Raw genomic sequence first — 18,568 nt, 5'->3', positions numbered from 1 at the left:
GCGCCCGGGAGGCGTCGTGCTGAGCGTGGCGGCGGCGGCCCGGCGGATCCGGGCGTACGGCGGGCAGTTCGTGCTGCTCGCGGTGCTGACGATGGTGGCGACCGCGCTGGTCGGCGGGGTGCCCCGGCTGGTCAACTGGCACGCCGAGCAGGGCCTGCGGCAGTTCCTGGCCGACCGGCCCGCCCGGGAGCGGGACGTGGCCTACACGTCGGGCGAGCTGACGGCGGCCAACAACGGCGCCACGCTGGTGGAGGCGAACCAGGGGGAGCTGGCGACCATCGAGGCCCGGATGCCGGCGTCGATCCGTCCGCGGGTGGAGCGGCGCTGGTACAGCGCGTACACCGAGCCGGCCCGGGTGACCGGGCCCGACCTCGCCGCGAAGAACCTGCTGGTGGATCTCGGCCTGCGGATCGTGCCGGACATCCGGGACGCGGCGGCCCTGGTCGAGGGGCGCTGGCCGGCGCCGGGGCCGGTGCCCGCCGGCCGGCCGGTCGAGGTGGCGCTCGACCAGCCGGTGGCCCAGCGGCTGAACCTGCGGGTCGGCAGCGGGCTGACCATGACCGCGACGGGCACCGCCGGGTTCGGGCCGCCTCCGCTGCCGGTCACGGTCGTCGGGCTGTTCCGCCCGCACGCCGCGGACGACGGCACCTGGGAGGACCTGCCGCCGCTGCTGCGGGTCGTCGAGCCGGCCGGTGACGGGCAACCGCTGGTCGCCGCGGCCGTGGCCAACCCGACCACCCTGGACCGGCAGGCCGCCGCCGGAGCGCCGCTGCGGCTGAGTTGGCGCTACCGGCTGGGCGCCCACGGCCTCGACGTGCGGTCGGTGGACCAGGTGCTGGCCGGCCTGCAGGAGATGTCCCGGCAGGCCGAGGGGCGCAGCTTCGTCCAGGGTTTCGACGTGCCGTTGCGGCAGTTCGTCGCCGGGGTGGACGCCGCCGACACCGTGCTCGCGGTGATCGGCTCCGGGGTGCTCGCCACGCTGGCCGGCATCGTCGCGCTCGCCACCATGTCGGCGGTCCGCCGCCGGCGGGCGGAGTTCGTCCTGCTGCGGGCCCGCGGCGGTGCTACCGGCGCGGCGGCCGGCCGCAGCCTGGTCGAGGCGCTGCTGGTGGTGCCGCCGGCCGCGGCGGTCGGTTGGCTGGCCGCCACCCTGATGCCGGGCCGGCCCGGCGACACGCTGCTGTTCGCGGTGGCGGTGACGGTGCTGCTCACCCTCGCCCTGCCGGCGGCCACCCTGGCCGTCCCGACCGGCGTGGTCGCCCGCCGGCAGGTGCTGCGGCTACGGCCGTCGGCGCGCCGGCTCACGCTGGACGTCGGGGTGCTGCTGCTCGCCGCGCTCGCCGCCGGGCTGCTGCGCCGCCGTGGCCTGGTGCTGGGCGAGATCGACCCGCTGCTGGTGTCCGTACCGGTGCTGCTCGCCGCCGCGGCGGGGGTGCTGGCCGTCCGGCTGTACCCGTTGCCGCTGCGCCTGGTGAGCCGGCTGGCCGCCCGGGCCAGGGGCAGCGTCGCCTTCCTGGGAACCGCGCGGGCCGGCCGGGCGGTGGCCACCGCCCCGCTGGTCGTGGTGGTGCTGGCGATCGCCACCGCGGCGTTCAGCACGGTGGTCGCCGCGGGCGTCGACGCCAGCCGCGACCGGGCGGCGACGGCGCTGGTGCCGGCGGACGCCGTGCTGCGCGGCACCCGGTTCGCCCCGGACACCCGGGCCGAACTGGAACGCTCCGCGGGGGCGAGCGTGGTGGCCCCGCTCGCCGAGGAGCGTGGAGTTCGGCTCGGCCGGGACACCGACGGCACCGACGCCGGGATCGGTGACGCCACCGTGCTGCTGGTCGACGCGGCGGCGCTGGACGCCGCGGCCGATGCCGCCGGCCGGCCCGTCGAGCTGCCCGGCCCGCTGCTCACCGCCCCGGCCGGTGGCCCGCTGCCCGCGGTGGTCTCCCCGGCGGTCGCCGCCGACCTGGCCCGGGCGGGGCTGTCCGGCTCTGCGACCATCACCGTGCAGAGCCGGCGGTACGAGTTCCGGGTCGCCGCGCGGGCGGCCGACTTTCCGCTGCTCGACGACGCCGGGGACCGGTTCGTCGTGCTGCCCTGGCAGGCGGCGCCGACCGGCGGGGCGGCGGTGGCGCCGACCGGCTTCGTGCTCACCGGCACCGGCCTCGACGCCACCGAGCTGAGCCGGATCGGCGACGCCGGGCAGGCCCGGTTCCAGGCCGGCGCCGGCCGCAGCCGCCTGCCGGTCGAGGTGTCCACCTGGGACCGGACCCGGCGCGACATCGGCGCGCGTGGGCCCAACGGGATGCTCGTCTTCGGCTTCGTGGCGGGCGCCGTGGCCGGCACGGTCCTCGGGCTGCTCGCCATCGCCTTCACCGTGCTGGCCGGCGCGCGGGCGCGCGGGCAGGTGCTGTCCCGGCTGCGCACCCTGGGCCTGTCCCGCGGGCAGGGGCGCGGCCTGCTGCTGGTGGAGCTGACCCCGCTGGTCGCCGCGGCGGTGGTGACCGGCGCGCTGGTCGGCGCCCTGCTGCCGGTGCTGCTCAACCCCCTGCTCGGGCTGACCGCGTTCACCGGCGGGGTGCCCGTCCGGGTGGCGTTCGAGCCCACCCTCGTCGTCGCGGTGGTGGTGCTCGGGGCGGTCGCCCTCGGCCTCGCGATCACCGTCGAGGCCCTGAACAACCGCCGGTCGCGCCTCGGTGAGGCGCTGCGGCTCGGAGAGGAGAGCTGAGATGACGACAACCGCGGAGATCCCGGTCGTACCGGACCTGGCCGACCTGCAGCGGCGCGCGGCGCAGCGGGCGGCGGACCGGGCGGGTGGGTTGGACAAGCTACGCGGGCACATCGTCTGCGACGGTCTGGTCCGGATCTTCAAGACCGAGGGTGTCGAGGTGGTCGCCCTGCAGGGGCTGGACCTGGTGATCGACCGGGGCGAGCTGGTGGCGATCGTCGGGGCGTCCGGCTCCGGCAAGTCGACCCTGCTGAACATCCTGTCCGGGCTGGACACGCCGACCGCCGGGGTGGCCCGGGTCGGCGAGTACGACCTGCTCAACCTGTCGGCCCGGCGGCGGCTGAGCTACCGGCGGCAGATGGTCGGCTTCGTCTGGCAGCAGACCGGTCGGAATCTGCTGCCGTACCTGACCGCGCGGGAGAACGTGGAGCTGCCGATGCAGCTGGCCGGGCGGTCCGGCGGCCGGCGGGGCCGTCGGGCGCGCGCCGACGAGCTGCTGGAGCTGGTCGGGGTGGGCTACTGCGCGGACCGGCGGCCCGGTCAGCTCAGCGGCGGCGAGCAGCAGCGGGTCGCGGTGGCCGTGGCGGTGGCCAACGACCCGGAGGTGCTCTTCGCCGACGAGCCCACCGGCGAGCTGGACGAGGCCACCGGCGCGGAGGTCTTCGACGCGCTGCGCACCATCAACGCCGAGTTGGGCGTGACCATCGTGGTGGTCACCCACGACCACGCGGTGGCCGACCAGGTCCGCCGGACCGTCGCGATCCGGGACGGCCGGACCGCCTCCGAGGTACGCCGCACCGCGCGGATCGGCGCCGACGGCGGCACCGAGCTGATCAGCGAGGAGTACGCCGTGCTGGACCGCGGCGGCCGGATGCAGCTGCCGACCCCCTTCGTCGACGCGCTGGCGCTGCGCGACCGGGTCCGGCTCAACCTCGAACCCGACCACGTGCAGGTCCGCCCCGGCGACCGCGCGGCGGAGAACAAGGAGAACCCAGGTGAGTGAGCAGGTGGCGAGCCGGCCCGCGCCGGCCGGTGCGGTGGCGGGCGGTGGACCGGTGGTCGAGGTGACGGGGGTGACCCGTACCTTCGGGCGCGGTGGGCGCGCGGTGCACGCGGTGCGGGACGTGTCCTTCACCGCCGGGCGGGGCGAGCTGGTGGCGGTACGCGGGCGCTCCGGGGCCGGCAAGACCACGCTGCTGAATTTGGTCGGCGGCCTGGACCGGCCGGACGCCGGGCGGGTGCGGGTGGCCGGGCACGACGTGACCGGCGCGGGTGAGGCGGAGCTGCTGCGGCTGCGCCGGGGCACGGTCGGCTTCATCTTCCAGACCTTCGGGCTGGTGCCGATCCTGTCCGCGGCCGAGAACGTCGGGGTGCCGCTGCGGTTGGCCCGGGTGCCGGCGGCCGAGCGGGAGCAGCGGGTGGCGGTGCTGCTGGAGCTGGTCGGGCTGGGCGGCCACGCCGCGCAGCGGCCGTACGAGCTCTCCGGCGGCCAGCAGCAGCGGGTGGCGGTGGCCCGGGCGCTGGCCAACGAGCCGGACCTGCTGATCGCCGACGAGCCGACCGGCCAGCTGGACTCCGAGACCGGCCGCTCCATCATGGACCTGCTCCGCGCGGTGGTGCACGCCCGCGGCATGACGGCGCTGGTGGCGACGCACGACCCGGCGCTGATCGAGCTCGCCGACCGGGCCCTCACCCTGCGCGACGGCCGGCTGGTCGACGGCTGACGGGTACGCCGGCCAGCCCGCGCGCGGCGGGCGGGCCGTCGGTGATCCCGGCGGGTGCGGGTGGGCGGGCCGTCGGCGATCCCGGCGGGTCTCAGTCGCGGCAGCGGCGGCGGTAATAGGCGACGGTGACGGCCAGCAGCAGCGGGCCCCACAGCAACAGCGGGGCGTAGCAGACGGTCAGCAGCGCCCAGCCGGCACCGGAGATGGCCAGCTCGGCCCGGCCGGCGAGCATGTTCACCGTGGCGTACCCGAAGATCAGGGTGACCGCGACGCCGCCCGCACCGGCCGCCGCCACCGCGACCGTCGGCGGCACCCGCCGACCACCGATCAGCGGCAACCACCGGGGGAAGATCTCTCCCCAGGGGCGGACCAGCCCGACGGAGAGCAGCGCCAGCGCCTCCGTGACCAGGCTCAGCGAGACGACGTAGAGCGCCCACCAGGCCCACGGCCCGACGGCCTTGGCGCTGTCGGGCACACCGAGCGGAACACCCGCGACCAGGGCGATCCGCCACAGCCCCGACGGGAGGGTGGCCAGGGGGATCAGGTGGGCGGCCCGGACCGCCCAGGGCGGTGCCGGTCGACCGTCGCGGGGGTGGACGGCGGCGGTGGTCATGGCGTACCCGCTCTCCTCGGCTGACCTCCAGCCTTGCCGGCGCCGCCCGGGCAGCCGCCCCGCGAGCGGGTGAACCGGCTCCCCCGCGCGGGGGAGCGGCGACCCTCAGAGGGGCAGCTTCATGCCCTCGTGGCTCGCCTCGAAGCCCAGACCGCGGTAGAACCGGTGCGCGTCGGCGCGGGACTTGTCGGTGGTGAGCTGCACCAGGCCGCACCCGCGCTCCCGGGCCCGGTCGATCACCCACTCCATCATCAGCCGGCCCAGACCCTGACCCCGCAGGTCGGAGCGGACCCGCACCGACTCGACCAGGGCGCGTTCGGCGCCGTGCCGACCCAGTCCGGGGATCCAGGTGAGCTGCAGGCAGCCGACCAGCTCACCGGCCCGCTCCACGACGATCTGCTCGTTGCGCGGGTCGGCGGTGATGTCGGCGAAGGCCCGCTCGTACGCCTCGTCGACCGCGCCGACGTCGCGGGTCCGGCCCAGCACGTCGTCGGCGAGCAGGGCGATGACGGCGGGCAGGTCGGCCCGGAGCGCCTCCCGGAAGATCAGGTCACTCATGTCAGCAGCCTGCCAGACGACCCTGCGGCGAGGCGTGCCCGGTTGCCCGGCCGCGGTGCCGCGTTTGGGCGTCCGGGCGTTCGGGGCGAGGGTCGGCCGGTCAACGGGCCGGGCAGCGCAGTCCCTCCGGGGGAACGGTCAGGGAGATCAGGTAGGCGTTCACCGCGTCGGTGACGCAGCTGGTCTGCGGGTAGGCGGTGTGCCCCTCGCCCTCCCAGGTCAGCACCCGCCCGACGCCCAGCATGTCGGCCAGCCGGGCGGTCTGCTCGTACGGGGTGGCCGGGTCGCCGGTGGTGCCCACCACCACGATCGGCGGCGCGCCGACCGCCTTGCCGGTCGGGTACGGGTCCCGCTGGCCGGGCCACTCGACGCAGCCCAGCATGCCCACCGCCAGCGCCGGGCCGAACAGCGGGTACTTCTGCCGCCACTGCGACTGCAGCTGGCGGATCTGGTCGAGGCTGGGCTTCTCGGTCTCGTCGGCGCAGTTGATCGCCAGGTTGGCGTCGAAGAGGTTCGAGTAGTGCCCGTCCTCGCCCCGCCCGGCGTACGCGTCGGCGAGCTTGAACACGTCGGCCGGGTCGCCGCCGCGCAGCCGGTCGATCGCCCGGGCCAGCTCCTGCCAGCCGGACTCGGTGTAGAGCGAGGAGATCACCGCGTAGAACACCCAGCCGGCCGTGGCCTCCCTACCGTCGGCGCCGCGCACCGGTGACACCTTCGCCTTGTCGATGGCCGAGACGACCGCGGCCCGGGCGTCCGGGGCGATCGGGCAGCGGGCGGCGTTGCCCGCGCACCACCGGTCGAAGTTGCCGAAGGCCCGCTCGAAGCCCTTCGCCTGGCTCTCCGACCCGGCGATGAGCTGCTGCTGCGGATCCACCGCGCCGTCGAGCACCAGCGCGCGCACCCGCTGCGGGTAGAGCTGGGCGTAGGTGGCACCGAGCAGGGTGCCGTACGAGTACCCGAGGTAGGTCAGCTTGTCGTCGCCGACGGCCGCCCGCACCGCGTCCATGTCCCGGGCGGCCTGCTCGGTGCCGTAGAGCGGCAGCTGGTCGCCGTACTTCTTGCCGCAGCCGGCGCCGATCCGCTGGTTGAGCGCCACGAAGTCGTCGAAGGAGCGCTGGGCGGCCGGGTCGGGGTCGTACCCGAAGCTGGTGTCCAGCTCGGCGTCGGAGATGCACTTGACCGGGCTGGACCGGGACACCCCGCGCGGGTCGAAGCCGACGATGTCGAACCGGTCGGTGACCGCGGCGGGCAGCCCGCCGAACGCCGGCCCGAAGGACAGGTAGACCGCGGTGTCCACACCGGAACCGCCGGGGCCACCCGGGTTGATCACCAGGGAGCCGATCCTGCTCTGCTGCCGGGACGAGCGGGCCCGCAGCAGGGCGATCTCGAAGGTCTGCCCGCCGCCCGGCCCGGCGGTCGTACCGGTCCCGTTGCCCCAGCTCCGCGGGACGGAGATCTTCGCGCAGTCGTACCGCAGGCCGGGCGCGCCGCGGCCGACCAGCTCATCGGCCACCTCCGGGCAGGGCCGCCAGTCCGGCCCCCCGCCCGGCGCCGCCGCGCCACCCCGCGCCTCGGTGCGCGGCGCGAACGCCGGCGCCGTGCAGCCGGAGACGAGCAGCAGGACCGCGACGAACCCGGCCAGGGCGAGCCGGATCCGACGGATCCGGTGGGAAGTGCGGGTCACCAGCGAGCCTCCGTGATCGTGTCGCCGGCCAGGCTACGCCGGGCCTGCGGCGGCCGGCTCGACGGTGGCCAGCGGGTCGCCGCGCAGCACCTCGTCCACATCGAACCGGACCGGGCGGTCGAGCTGGTCGTAGCGGCAGGAGCGGGGGTCCCGGTCGGGCCGCCAGCGGACGAACCGGGCGGTGTGCCGGAACCGGTCGCCCTCCATCGCGTCGTACGCCACCTCGACCACCAGCTCCGGGCGCAGCGGCTCCCACTCCAGGTTCTTGGTGCCGGTCCACCGGCTCACCCCGCCCGGGATGCGCTGGCCGCGCTCGTGGTCGCCGTGCACCCAGGGGTGCTCGCCGCCGACCTCCCGGTAGGGGGCCAGCTCGTCCAGCAGCTCCGCCCGACGGGCCATGGTGAACGAGGCGCTCACCCCGACGTGGTGCAGCACGCCGTCGTCGTCGTAGAGGCCGAGCAGCAGCGAGCCGACCACCGGGCCGGACTTGTGCCAGCGGAAGCCGGCCACCACCACGTCGGCCGTGCGGGCGTGCTTGACCTTGGACATCAACCGCTTGCCCGGCTCGTACGGCAGGTCGGCCGGCTTGACGATCAGCCCGTCCAGCCCGGCGCCCTCGAACACCTCGAACCAGCGGCGGGCCACCTCGGGGTCGGTGGTGACCTGGGTGACGTGCACCGGCGGCCGGACGCCGGCCAGCGCCCGCTCGAGTCGGGCCCGGCGGACCGGGTAGGGCTGGTCGGTCAGCAGCTCGTCGTCGAGGGCGAGCAGGTCGAAGGCGACGAAGTCGGCCGGGGTGGTCTCGGCGAGCAGCTTCACCCGGGACGCCGCCGGGTGGATGCGCTGGGCGAGCAGCTCGAAGTCGAGCCGGGGCTGCCCGCCGGGGCCGTCCCGCCGGATCACGATCAGCTCGCCGTCGACCGCGCACCGCTCGGGCAGCTGCCGGCGGGCCTGCTCGACCACCTCGGGGAAGTAGCGGGTCATCGACTTGCCGCCCCGGCTGGCCAGCTCGACCTCGTCGCCGTCGCGGAACACGATGCACCGGAAGCCGTCCCACTTCGGCTCGTAGGTCAGGCCCGGCTCGGTGGGGAGCCGGGCCACGCTTTTGGCGAGCATCGGCTCGACCGGCGGATTGATCGGCAGGTCCACGGCGACCAGTCAATCAGACGGGGGCGACAATCGTGAGCCGGATCACCGGCGGCGCGGCGGCGGGTCGTCCCCGTCCGTCCTCCTCGTGCCCGGCCGCGCGGATCACGTTCGCCCAGCTCAGAGCTACCGTCGCCGGATGGAGTGGGGGTGCGGCTGCTGCGGGCGCTGGCGGGTCAGCGTGGAGCTGGTCCGCGGCCGGTACCGGTACCGGCTGTCGCGCCGCTACCCGGCCCGCTTCGGCGGCGGCAAGGACGTGCTCGGCGAGGTGGGCACGGTCGACGAGCTGGCCGAGCTGCTGCGCCGGCGTACCCCGCTCACCCTGGCCGACCTGCGCGAGGCCGCCTGACCCACGCTGCCCGACCCCCCGCGTCCGGACGGTGGCCGGCCGGGCGATGGCGTTGTCACGTCCGGCCCGGCAACGTCGTCGTCGTGCCGTGCGCGCCCCACGGCGGGGCGGCACCGGGGAGGACGAGATGCGCTTCGTGACCTCGATCGAGATCGACGCGGACGTCGACCGGGTCTGGGCGGTGCAGACGGACATCGACCGCTGGCCGGAGTGGACCCCGTCGGTCCGCGCCGCCCGCCGGGGCGAGGACGGCCCGTTCACGCTCGGCGCCACCGCCCGGCTGGAGCAGCCCCGGCTGCGACCGGCGCTCTGGCGGGTGATCGAGATCGACCCGCCGCGCTTCTTCGCCTGGGAGTCGGCCAGTCCGGGCGTACGCAGCCGCGGCGAGCACCGGATCGACCCGCTGCCCGACGGGCGGGTCCGGGTGGAGCTGGCCCTGGTGCAGACCGGCCCGCTGGCCGCGGCGGTGGGGCTGCTCGGCGGCGGGACGATGCGCCGCTACCTGCGGCAGGAGACCGAGGGGCTCAAGCGCCGCTGCGAGCGGGGCTGACCAGCGCCTTCTCCAGCCAGATCAGCCCCGGCCCGGCCGCGAGGGCCTGGTGGCGCAGGTCGACGTAGCCGTGCCGGCGGTACAGCCGCAGGTTGTCCTCGCTGCCCGCCCCGGTGAACAGCTCCAGCCGGTCGACCTGCCGCGGGCAGGCCGCCTCGACGGTGGTGAGCAGCCGGCTGCCGATGCCCCGCCCCTGCTGGTCGGGCGCCACGGACAGCCGGCCGACGTGGCCGGTGCCGCCGTCGACGCGTACCCGCACCGAGCCGACCAGCCGGTGGCCGGCGCGGGCGGCGAGCACCAGGGTCGGCCCGGCCAGCACGGCCCGCAGCTCGTCCAGCGTCTCGGTCAGCGGGGGCAGGAACGGGTCGGCGTATCGCTGGGCCTCGACGAGGTACGCGGCCCGCTGCACGGTGAGCAACTCGCCGGAGTCGGCGACCCCGGCCGGGGTGACGGTCAGCAGCACGTGGCCAGCCAACCACGGCCGCCCGGCACGGTGGGGCGCCCGCCCGTAGGCTGGACAGCGACCGGAGGAGGCGCGGTGTCCGAGCTGACGTACCCGGAGGCGGGGGCGACCCGCGACGGCCCGCTGCCGGCCGGCTATCACCACCTGCGGCATCGGGTCCGGCTGCCGGACGGCAGCTTCGCGGCCGCCGCCGACGCGGTGCTCAGCTTCCGGCTGCACCGCGCAGCCGGGGTGGTGATGCGCACCGACGCGCCGCGCGCCGCGCCCGGCGTGCGGGTCACCCCGGGGCTGGGCGTCGGCCCGCTGCGGGTGTGGGGGCCCACCGAGGTGGTCTGGGTGGCGGACGGCGACGACCGGGCCGGCTTCGGCTACGGCACGCTGCCCGGGCATCCGGAGCGCGGCGAGGAGGCGTTCCTGGTGCGCCGGGGCGCGGACGGGGTGTTCTTCGAGGTGACCGCGTTCAGCCTGCCCGCCCGCTGGTACGTCCGCGCGGCCGGGCCGGTCACCGGGGCCTTCCAGCGCGGGTACGCCTGGTGGCTGGGCCGCACCCTGCGCCGGCTCTGCGTCCACCGCTGACAGCGGTGCGATTACCGGCCGGGCTGTTCGCGCGATCGCCCTGTCGGACGCCATCCGCCCTCATCGGCCGCGCGGTGAGAACGCCGCCGGTGCCGGCTCGGTCACCGGCTCGCCGGCGTCGTCGGCTCCGTTGGTTTCCCGTCCATGCCAGCGGCGGGTGTGCGGGGTGCCGGTGAGCCACGCCGGGCTCAGCGGTGTCGTTGCCGCCTGTGCCGGTAGAACGCCGCCAGCACGCCCAGCTCCGCGCAGGTGAAGTCCCACTGGGCGCCAGTGGTCGCGGAAAGTGTCGTACGCGTGTTCTAATCTGCGTGCATGAGGCTTGCGGTGGCCGTGCTCGACGAGGTGTTGGATGACCTCGTCGATGTCCCCGCGTGGCCGCTCGGCGAGGCGGAACTGGTCGCGTCGCTCGACGCCGTGCATGCCGTGGAGCAGCGGTTGGCCGCGGTGAAGCTGGCGTTGGTGCGGGAGGTCGATGGTCGTGGCGTGGCGACCGCGCAGGGGGCGTCGTCCACGGCGGTGTGGTTGCGTGACCGGTTGCGGGTGTCCGGGCGTAGCGCTCGGGAGTTGGTGCGGGTGGCAGCCGCGTTGGATGCGGGTCCGTCGGCGGTGCGGGCGGCGGTGGTGTCGGGTGCGGTCACCGTGGCGCAGGGTGAGGTGATCCTTGCCGCGGTCGAAGCGTTGCCGGCCGAGGCCGGCCCGGAGGTCGCGGACAAGGCCGCGCACGCGCTGCTGGATGCGGCGGGTCGGTTCGAGCCGGCGGTGTTGCGGCGCCTCGGGGAACGGGTCCTGGCCCACGTCGCACCTGAGATCGCTGAGCGGGCGGAGTTGGAGGCCCTGTCCCGGGCCGCGCAGCGGGCGTGGGAGCGCCGGCATGTCACCCTCGCCGACCAGGCCGACGGTCAGGTCCGGCTGGTCGGCAGCCTCGACGCGGAGACCGCGGCCCTGCTACGCGCCGCGATCGATCCGCTCACCGCGCCTGCCGGTGACGGCGACGACCGCAGTCCTGGTCAGCGTCGTGCCGACGCGCTGGGTGAGGTGTGCCGGCTCGCGTTGGGCACCGGGCGGTTGCCGGACAACGGCGGCGACCGCCCGCAGGTGGTGGTCACCACCCGGTACGACGTGCTGACCGGCGCCCTAGCCGCCGGCACTCTGGATACCGGGTTGCGGCTTACCGCCGCTGCCGTGCGCCGGTTGGCCTGCGACGCGGCGGTGCTGCCTGCCGTGCTGGGCGGTGACGGTCAGGTCCTCGACCTGGGTCGCCGTCGACGGTTGTTCACCGGCCCGCTGCGCCGCGCCCTCGTCCTGCGCGACGGTGGCTGCGCGTTCCCCGGCTGCGACCGCCCGCCCCGCTGGTGCGACGGGCACCACGTCCGACACTGGGCCGACGGCGGGCAGACCGGCCTCGACAACGCGGTCCTGCTCTGCGGCCACCACCACCGCCTCATCCACCACGGCGACTGGACCGTCCGCGTTGGCACCGACCACCGACCCGAGTTCCTTCCACCGGCCTGGCTCGACCCCGACCGACGCCCCCGTCGCAACCTGCTGCACCGAAGACCCTGACCGGGCCCGGAACCCGGACATACGCCACCCCATCCCAACCGGCGAGCACGTGCCGGGAAGGAGCTTGTCCCGCCCAAGGCGGTCCTGGGCCGACAGCTGTGACGGTGGTGAGGTTGAACCGCGGCTCCAGGAATGTCCAGTCGTTTAGGCGTCAACCGGTTTAAGCCTCATTCTCAGGGCGAGCACCTCGGCGGGCTCCAGAAATGCCGCACTGTCGAACGTCGCGATCCATTCCTGCAGGGCGGGCACTCGATCGGCGACCTGGCGCTCCAACTCGTCAGCCTCCGTCGGCCCGTGCCGATGCCGCTCCCAGCTCTCCCGGTTCGGGTTGTAAACCCAGCCGTGCCCGGCATACGTCCCGGCACCTCGCCACCCGTCCGCGTAATCCTCGACGATGGCCTCGTCTGTCGCGCCAGCGGTGTGCAACAACATCGCGGAGACCATGCCGGTGCGGTCCCGGCCTCCCGCGCAGTGCACGAGGACCGCTCCGTCTGCCTGGGCGATCGCCCGCAGGGCGGCTGCGATGCGGGCTGGTGCCAGCCGCGCGTTGTCGATCCAGGAACACGGGTGATCCAGGTGCGGTCCGCCTAACCGGAGGAAATCGGCGTCCTCTGGGTCTTCGGTCGGTGCCGGCACGAAGGTCAGCCCGCGCAGCGACTCGGGCCGGATGACCGGGTGGTCGACGGTACGTCGTGTCTCGGCTGGGGCGTTACGCAGATCCACCACCGTGCGCACGCCTGCGGCCTTCGCCGCGGTCCACCCCTCGTCGGTCAGGTGCTCCGGTGCTGCTGAACGAAAGACCCGGCCGAATGGAGTGTGGCCTCCGATACGCAGGGCTCGGCCCCCCAAGTCCCGTACGTTTCGACCCCCAGGCCAGGCCACCGTGTCCATCATCGCCCCCGCTCGATCGACTCCCGCATAGCTCACGATGATGCTCGCTCCGAGGTCAAGGTCAAGGTCACAGGGTGAAGGCGTCCGGCACTGATCGGCATCAACGCGCCGATCCGGTGATGAGCGTGTCTTCGACCAGTGAGAAACCTGTCGCTCAACACACCCGCACTGAGCACCACGGCACCGTACGGGAGGTGCCACTTTGCCCAGACGATGCCAGCTCGGTGCCACCTCGCCGCGGACACTGCCACTTCAGGGGACGGGACAGCGGCCCTGGTGACGGCGGTGCGCTTCGGCGACGGCACGGGCGCGGGGGTGGGACTCGGTCGCGATCCGGCGCCACCGCCTGGCGCGATCCGGGGGGCTCAGAAGCGGGCGAACGAGCGGATCGGCATCCGTGGCCCGAACTTCGGCGCCGAGATCCCGGCCGCCGCCAACAGCAGGCAGACCCGGCCGCGGTGACCCCGGAACGGCTCCAGCAGGGCCAGCATCCGGGCGTCGTCGCCGCGCGCCTCGCCGGCCAGTGCCCAGGCCACGGTGTTCGGGATGTGGAAGTCGCCGACGCTGACCGCGTCCGGGTCGCCGTACGCGATCCGCACCACCTCGGCGGCGGTCCACGGGCCGATGCCGGCGATCGCGGTCAGCCGGCGGGTGGCCTCGGCGCTGTCCGCGCAGCGTTCCAGCCGGTCTGCGACGGCGGCCGCCCGACGCAGCGTGTCGGCCCGCCGCTGCTCCACCCCGAACGGGTGGAAGACCCAGTACGGCGCGGCCGCGACCGCGGCCGGCTCGGGCGGCAGCAGCAGCGGCTGCAACGGCCCCGGCGCCGGCTCGGCGAAGTGCCGCACCGTCGACGCGTACGCCCGGTACGCCTCCTTGCCGGTCACCTTCTGCTCGAAGACCGCGCGCAGCAGGCGGGGAAAGACCTGGCCGGTGCGGGGCATCCGCAGCCCGCGGTGCGCGGCGGCCAGCCGGGCCACCAACGGGTGCGCCCGGGCCAACTCGGCGAACCCGGTCAGGTCGTCGCGCAGCCCGGCGACCGCGTCGGCCTGCCGCACCACCCAGTCGGCGCCCGGGCCCCAGCCCTCGGCGGTGATCTCCCCGGCGCCGGGGCGCAGCGCCAGCGTGGCCGGGCCGTCCGGGGTGCGGGTGGCCCACCAGAAGGTGCCGGCGGCGATCCGGGCGCAGGGGTCGTACGGGCTGAAGGTGAGCGCCCGGACGGTCGGCACCAGCCGGTGGTCGGCCGGTGGTCGCAGCACCCGGCTGGCGGCGGGAAGGGTCACCGGAGACACTCTGCCACGTCCGGCCCCGGCGGCGCGACGGCGCGGCGCCGACCCCGGGACGGGATCGGCGCCGCCACCGGGACGCCCGGCGCTGCCGGTGCGCCAGGGCTCCGGTTCCGAGACGGTGGCCGGCCGCGCCCTCCCCGGCTGCGGCCGGCCACCGGGTCCGGTGGGCGGGTCAGTACGAGTAGCCCGAGCCGCCGCTGTCCGAGCTGCCGGAGTCGCTCCCCGACGCCGGCGGGGCGACCGCCTTCGGCGTGCTCTTGGGCAGGCAGGTCAGGTTCTTCTTGCCGTTGTTGTCGACCACGAACCAGGTGCCGCCGACGGCCTGGCCCTTCCACTGGCCGGGCTTCTTGTCGCCGATGTAGCGGTAGACCGGCCAGCCGCCGATGGTGATCTGCCGGGTGCCGTCCTGGCGGGTGACGGTGCCGACCTTGTCGTCGGCGACGCCCTGCAGCTGCGGGTTGCCGTCGGTCATCGCCGGCGGCCAGACCTGGGCGCACTTGTCGACGCAGTTGGACGACGGCGGATCGGCGGAGTCCTTGTCGAAGCGGTACAGGATCCAGCCGTCCTGGTCCATCACGACGTTGCCCATCCGGGCCACCTTCTTGCCGATCAGCTGGTCGGTGAGCCGGACGTTGGCGGGCGGGGGCGCCTGCGGGGCGGCAGGCGCCTCGGCGGAGGCGGAGGCCTCCGGCTGCTCGACCGCCGCGGTGGGCTCGGCCGCGGCGACGGCGACCGGCTCGGCTGCGCTGGAGTTCGCCCCGTCGTAGCCCGCGGGAGCGCAGGCCGTAAGTGCGACCATCGCGCTCGCGACGATGATGGTCGTCCGCTTGATCTGTGCCACGTGCCCTCCTCATTCTTGGCAGTTCACGGGGTAGTACGGAGGGCCCGCTGTCAAGGTTGAACGATCGACAGTGGGCCATTTCACTACGGCTCGGTTGAACCGTTGCGGGCGGCCGTACGTGGGCAGGGTTCGACGGGCGCCGCCGCCCGGGCACGCCGAAACGGCGCCGCCCCCACCATGGGCCGGCGCCGATCCGTGCGGGGTGCCTCAGGGCGTGACGGTGACCAGCGGGCTGGCGATGCCGGCCGCGTCGACCGACTGCACCTGCAGCTTGGCGATGTCGTCGCGGCGGGCAGCGGTGGCCGCCTCCAGCTGCAGGTCCTGCGGGTTGGTGTTGGTGCCGTAACCGGTGCCCGGCACCGACCAGCTCGAGATCACCTCGGTGGTGGCGTTCTTGCGCACCACCACCAGCCGGCAGGTGCGCGGGCCGGGCAGCCGGGTCAGGTTGAACCCGACCCAGGTGCCGAACTCCTTCTCCGCCAGCCACATGGTGGCCTTCACCCCGGTGCTGCCGTCGGTCGCGTCGAACTGATCACCCTCGATCTCATTCGGCCCGCCCGTGCCCGGCCCGGTCCGGGTCGGCTGCGGGCTCGGCGGGCCCACCGGCGCGGTCGCGGTGGGCAGCGCCACCGTCGAGCCGTCGGTCTCGCCGCCCATGGTGGCCACTCCGACGCCGCTGAGCGCGCCGACCGCCACCACCGCCGCCGCGGTGGCCAGCACCTGCCGCATCCGGGAGCGCCGCCGGTGCGCGCGCACCGCGCCGAGGGTGCGGTCCAGCAGGGCGGGATCGGTGGCGGTGTGCTCCATCGCCATCATCGTCTCGCCGTCGATGTCCGACAGCAGCCCCACCACCGGGACCATCGTCTCCAACTCCGCGGCGCACGCCCAGCAGGTGGCGAGGTGCTCCTCGAACCGTTCGGCGTCCTGCGCGTCCAGCACACCGAGCGCGTACGCGGCGACGTCCATGTGGTCTGCCCGGCTCATTCCGTCACCCCCCTCTCCTGCAGAGCCGTGCGCAGGGCGCGCAGCGCGTAGTAGACCCGCGACTTCGCGGTGCCGAGTGGCAGGCCGAGCTCCTCGGCCGCCTCGGGCACCGTACGGCCCCGGAAGTACGTCGCCACCAGGATCTCCCGGTGCGACTGGCTCAGCGTACGCAGCGCGTCGGCCACGGTCATCGTGCGCAGCACCCGGTCGGTGCTGTCCGCCTCGGCGAACGCGGTCAGGTCCCGGTCGTACGTCTCCGCCGGCCGGGCCTGCTCGCTGCGATGCTCGTCGATGGCGATCCGCCGGGCCACCGTGACCAGCCATGGGCGCAGTGAGCCCTGGCCCTGGGTGCCCAGCCGGTGCGCGTTGCGCCAGGCCCGCAGCAGGGTCTCCTGCACGATGTCCTCGGCGCGTTGCCGGTCACCGCCGGTCAACCGCATCACGAACATCAGCAACGGGCCGGCGTGCTCCGCGTAGAGCATCCGGACCAGCTGGTCGGAGTGGTTGGCCTCCGGGGAGGTCGCCTGGTGTCGTCCGGGCGCCGGTCGCGGCGTCACCGGGTCATTCTGGCGAGAGACGGGTCCGGCGTCGACCCCCCGGCCCGCCCGGGACTGGGGCTGGGCGCGGGCGAACATCCACCCTGGCCTGGCCATCTCGCCCTGCCAGCCGGCCGCGACCGCGTGCATGAGACCTCCTGCTGTCCACTGACATCAGCCGGCCCGGATCGGGGAGGGCCGCCCGGTGATACGGACGCCTCCGCGCCGCGGATCAACGACGGACCGAAAAAATTCCCGGCGGTGGCGGGGTGGAGTCGGTGGCGTCCACGTCGTACACCACCGCGGCGCCACCGGCGAACCGGTCCAGCTCCTCGCCGGCCAGCACCCGACCCGGGAACCAGTCCCCGGCCGCCCGCCGGGACAGCTGCGGCACCGGCGGCTCCGTCCGGCCCGCGATCAGCACCAGGTTGCCGTAGCGCCGGCCGCGCAGCACGGCGGCGTCACCCACCAGGCAGGCCCGGGGCAGCACCGAACGCACGGTGGCGACCTGGGCCCGGGCGTGCCGCAGCGGCGGCCCGTCGGCGAGATTCGCCAGGTACCAGCCGGTGGGGGCGAGCACCCGGGCCACCTGCGCGGCGTATTCGGCGCTGGTCAGGTGCGCCGGGGTGCGGGCGCCGGCGAACACGTCGGCGACCACCACGTCGTACGCGCCGTCCCGGGTGGACGCCAGCGTGGCCCGGGCTTCGGCCACCCGCACCCTCAACCGCGGATCGGCCGGCCACGGCAGCTCCCGACGGACCAGCTCCACCAGCGCGCCGTCCACCTCGGCCACCCGCTGGGTCGAGCCCGGCCGGGTCACCTGCACGTACCGGGGCAGGGTCAGCGCGCCGCCGCCCAGGTGCAGCACCCGCAGCGGTGCGCCGGGCGGGGCGAGCAGGTCCAGTGCCGCGCCGAGCCGCCGGACGTACTCGAACTCCAGGTGGCCCGGGTCGGTCAGGTCCACGTGCGACTGCGGGGCGCCGTCGAGCAGCAGCGTCCACGCGCCCGGGCGGTCGGCGTCCGGCACCAGCTCGGCCGTGCCGCCGTCGACCGGCGCCACGATCCGGTCGGTGCCGCGGCGGCGGCCCATCAGCGCCCCGCCCCGCCGGCCCGGGTGGCCGTGGCCAGGGCCCGGTGCAGCAGCCGGGCGTCGCCGAGCAGCCCGCGCAGCCGCCGCTCCAGGCCGGCGATCGGCACCAGGTTCTGCGGGGCCCGCGGGTCCTTGTACGGCGAGGAGGCGAACCGGGGCAGGGTGACCAGGGACAGGTCGGCCAGCCCGATCGCCTCCTGATCCGGCAGCTCCGCCGAGCACTCGATCCGGACGATGCCGGCCCACGGCGCGCCCGGCGCCACCGGCAGCCGCACGTACCAGGAGAACCCGCCCCAGGCGGTGCCCAGCCGGAACACCGGGGACCGCTCGCCCGGCGCCAGGCCGGTCACCACGGTGGTCAGTCGGGCGTCCAGATACTGGCTGTGCTGGGTCTTGATGTAGCCCAGCGTGCGCGGCAACTGCCGGCGGGCCCGCAGCGGACCGTCCACCACCAGCAGGTCGCCGTCGGTGCGGACGGCGTCGGAGACGGCCACCTCCAGCGCGGTCAGCGGCCCCTGCACGGCGGCCGGCAGCTTGCTCAGCTCACCGGTGCCGCCCACCCGGCGCACCGGGTAGCGGACCCGCCCGCAGACCACCTCCTGCGCCGACGGGCTGGCGGTGAACAGGCCCCGCTCGACCCGGGCGCCGGCCAGCTCCGCCGCGCCGCGCTCCAGGTCGCAGCGCACCACCCCGGCCGCGTACGAGGCGGCGATGCCCGGGTACGACGCCCCGTCCTCCTCGGCCGTCCACACGCTGGCGTCGATCCGGCGTACCCCGTCGACCAGCAGCACCACGTCCGGCGCCGTCACCCCCGGGCGGGGACCGATCGCCCGCCAGTCCATCGCCGGCAGCTCGACGTCGGCCTCCACCTGGGCGCTGCTCGGCGCGGCCGGCCCACCGACGGACGCCTCGAACGACGCGCCGTACGCCGGATCCCAGGCGTCGACGAACAACCGCGGCCCGCTCACCCGCCGAACCTCACGAAGCCGGACCTCACA

General features: G+C 75.3%; 19 protein-coding genes. 7 read left to right on the top strand and 12 right to left on the bottom strand.

Annotated features, from left to right (window positions below; all coding sequences use genetic code 11):
* The first annotated feature begins 16 nt into the window (after positions 1-16).
* Genes ACFY3U_RS25040 through ACFY3U_RS25030 form a run of 3 tightly spaced genes read left to right on the top strand, consistent with a single transcriptional unit; the run spans position 17 to position 4,440 of the window.
* Entirely contained in the window at positions 17-2,716 is a 2,700-nt protein-coding gene (locus ACFY3U_RS25040) for an FtsX-like permease family protein (RefSeq protein WP_387205950.1), read from the top strand.
* 1 nt (position 2,717) lies between these two features.
* Entirely contained in the window at positions 2,718-3,719 is a 1,002-nt protein-coding gene (locus tag ACFY3U_RS25035; protein ID WP_387205949.1) for an ABC transporter ATP-binding protein, read from the top strand.
* The gene (locus ACFY3U_RS25030) at positions 3,712-4,440 is read left to right on the top strand and encodes an ABC transporter ATP-binding protein (protein WP_387205947.1); all 729 of its coding nucleotides are present in this window, start codon (positions 3,712-3,714) and stop codon (positions 4,438-4,440) included. The genes ACFY3U_RS25035 and ACFY3U_RS25030 overlap by 8 nt, the downstream gene beginning before the upstream one ends.
* A gap of 91 nt (positions 4,441-4,531) precedes the next feature.
* Here the strand turns inward: ACFY3U_RS25030 and ACFY3U_RS25025 are convergent, their stop codons facing one another.
* From ACFY3U_RS25025 to ACFY3U_RS25010, 4 genes are all read right to left on the bottom strand, one after another.
* Entirely contained in the window at positions 4,532-5,053 is a 522-nt protein-coding gene (locus tag ACFY3U_RS25025) for a hypothetical protein (RefSeq protein ID WP_387205945.1), read from the bottom strand.
* 105 nt (positions 5,054-5,158) lie between these two features.
* Complete coding sequence (locus ACFY3U_RS25020) at positions 5,159-5,611, bottom strand: GNAT family N-acetyltransferase (RefSeq protein ID WP_387205943.1); 453 nt, start codon at positions 5,609-5,611, stop codon at positions 5,159-5,161.
* A 100-nt stretch (positions 5,612-5,711) separates the two neighbouring features.
* Entirely contained in the window at positions 5,712-7,274 is a 1,563-nt protein-coding gene (locus ACFY3U_RS25015; protein WP_387205991.1) for an alpha/beta hydrolase, read from the bottom strand.
* 54 nt (positions 7,275-7,328) lie between these two features.
* Positions 7,329-8,444, bottom strand: coding sequence for an ATP-dependent DNA ligase (locus tag ACFY3U_RS25010; protein WP_387205941.1), 1,116 nt, complete (start codon positions 8,442-8,444; stop codon positions 7,329-7,331).
* 136 nt (positions 8,445-8,580) lie between these two features.
* On the opposite strand from ACFY3U_RS25010, the gene ACFY3U_RS25005 reads away from it, so the two are divergent.
* Both ACFY3U_RS25005 and ACFY3U_RS25000 read left to right on the top strand, forming a co-directional pair.
* Positions 8,581-8,790, top strand: coding sequence for a hypothetical protein (locus ACFY3U_RS25005; protein WP_387205939.1), 210 nt, complete (start codon positions 8,581-8,583; stop codon positions 8,788-8,790).
* 127 nt (positions 8,791-8,917) lie between these two features.
* Positions 8,918-9,340, top strand: a complete 423-nt coding sequence (locus ACFY3U_RS25000) for an SRPBCC family protein (RefSeq protein ID WP_387205937.1) — start codon at positions 8,918-8,920, stop codon at positions 9,338-9,340.
* On the opposite strand, the gene ACFY3U_RS24995 is transcribed toward ACFY3U_RS25000, so the two are convergent.
* The gene (locus tag ACFY3U_RS24995; protein ID WP_387205935.1) at positions 9,315-9,803 is read right to left on the bottom strand and encodes a GNAT family N-acetyltransferase; all 489 of its coding nucleotides are present in this window, start codon (positions 9,801-9,803) and stop codon (positions 9,315-9,317) included. The genes ACFY3U_RS25000 and ACFY3U_RS24995 overlap by 26 nt on opposite strands.
* Before the next feature lie 75 nt (positions 9,804-9,878).
* Here ACFY3U_RS24995 and ACFY3U_RS24990 point away from each other — a divergent pair, with 75 nt between their 5' ends.
* Entirely contained in the window at positions 9,879-10,379 is a 501-nt protein-coding gene (locus tag ACFY3U_RS24990) for a DUF1990 family protein (protein WP_387205933.1), read from the top strand.
* A 312-nt stretch (positions 10,380-10,691) separates the two neighbouring features.
* Complete coding sequence (locus tag ACFY3U_RS24985) at positions 10,692-11,942, top strand: DUF222 domain-containing protein (protein ID WP_387205931.1); 1,251 nt, start codon at positions 10,692-10,694, stop codon at positions 11,940-11,942.
* Positions 11,943-12,086: 144 nt separating this feature from the next.
* Here the strand turns inward: ACFY3U_RS24985 and ACFY3U_RS24980 are convergent, their stop codons facing one another.
* The 7 genes from ACFY3U_RS24980 to ACFY3U_RS24950 all read right to left on the bottom strand — a co-directional run bounded on the left by ACFY3U_RS24980 (position 12,087) and on the right by ACFY3U_RS24950 (position 18,538).
* A complete protein-coding gene (locus ACFY3U_RS24980) occupies positions 12,087-12,833 on the bottom strand; it encodes a tyrosine-protein phosphatase (protein WP_387205989.1) in 747 nt (248 codons plus the stop codon).
* A 365-nt stretch (positions 12,834-13,198) separates the two neighbouring features.
* The gene (locus ACFY3U_RS24975) at positions 13,199-14,113 is read right to left on the bottom strand and encodes a DNA-3-methyladenine glycosylase family protein (protein ID WP_387205929.1); all 915 of its coding nucleotides are present in this window, start codon (positions 14,111-14,113) and stop codon (positions 13,199-13,201) included.
* 178 nt (positions 14,114-14,291) lie between these two features.
* Positions 14,292-14,960, bottom strand: a complete 669-nt coding sequence (locus ACFY3U_RS24970; RefSeq protein WP_387205927.1) for a hypothetical protein — start codon at positions 14,958-14,960, stop codon at positions 14,292-14,294.
* A gap of 207 nt (positions 14,961-15,167) precedes the next feature.
* On the bottom strand, positions 15,168-15,944 hold the full coding sequence (locus tag ACFY3U_RS24965; protein WP_387205925.1) for an anti-sigma factor family protein: 777 nt from the start codon (positions 15,942-15,944) through the stop codon (positions 15,168-15,170).
* The gene (locus ACFY3U_RS24960) at positions 15,941-16,630 is read right to left on the bottom strand and encodes a sigma-70 family RNA polymerase sigma factor (protein WP_387205923.1); all 690 of its coding nucleotides are present in this window, start codon (positions 16,628-16,630) and stop codon (positions 15,941-15,943) included. Before ACFY3U_RS24960 ends, ACFY3U_RS24965 begins: the two co-directional genes overlap by 4 nt.
* A gap of 82 nt (positions 16,631-16,712) precedes the next feature.
* Complete coding sequence (locus ACFY3U_RS24955; RefSeq protein WP_387205921.1) at positions 16,713-17,570, bottom strand: spermidine synthase; 858 nt, start codon at positions 17,568-17,570, stop codon at positions 16,713-16,715.
* On the bottom strand, positions 17,570-18,538 hold the full coding sequence (locus ACFY3U_RS24950) for a hypothetical protein (RefSeq protein ID WP_387205919.1): 969 nt from the start codon (positions 18,536-18,538) through the stop codon (positions 17,570-17,572). Before ACFY3U_RS24950 ends, ACFY3U_RS24955 begins: the two co-directional genes overlap by 1 nt.
* Positions 18,539-18,568: the final 30 nt, after the last annotated feature.

The sequence above is a fragment of the Micromonospora sp. NPDC000089 genome (assembly GCF_042899365.1).
Taxonomy (GTDB): domain Bacteria; phylum Actinomycetota; class Actinomycetes; order Mycobacteriales; family Micromonosporaceae; genus Micromonospora.
Note: the sequence above shows the minus strand (reverse complement) of the source record. Positions and strands in the feature narration are given on the sequence as shown.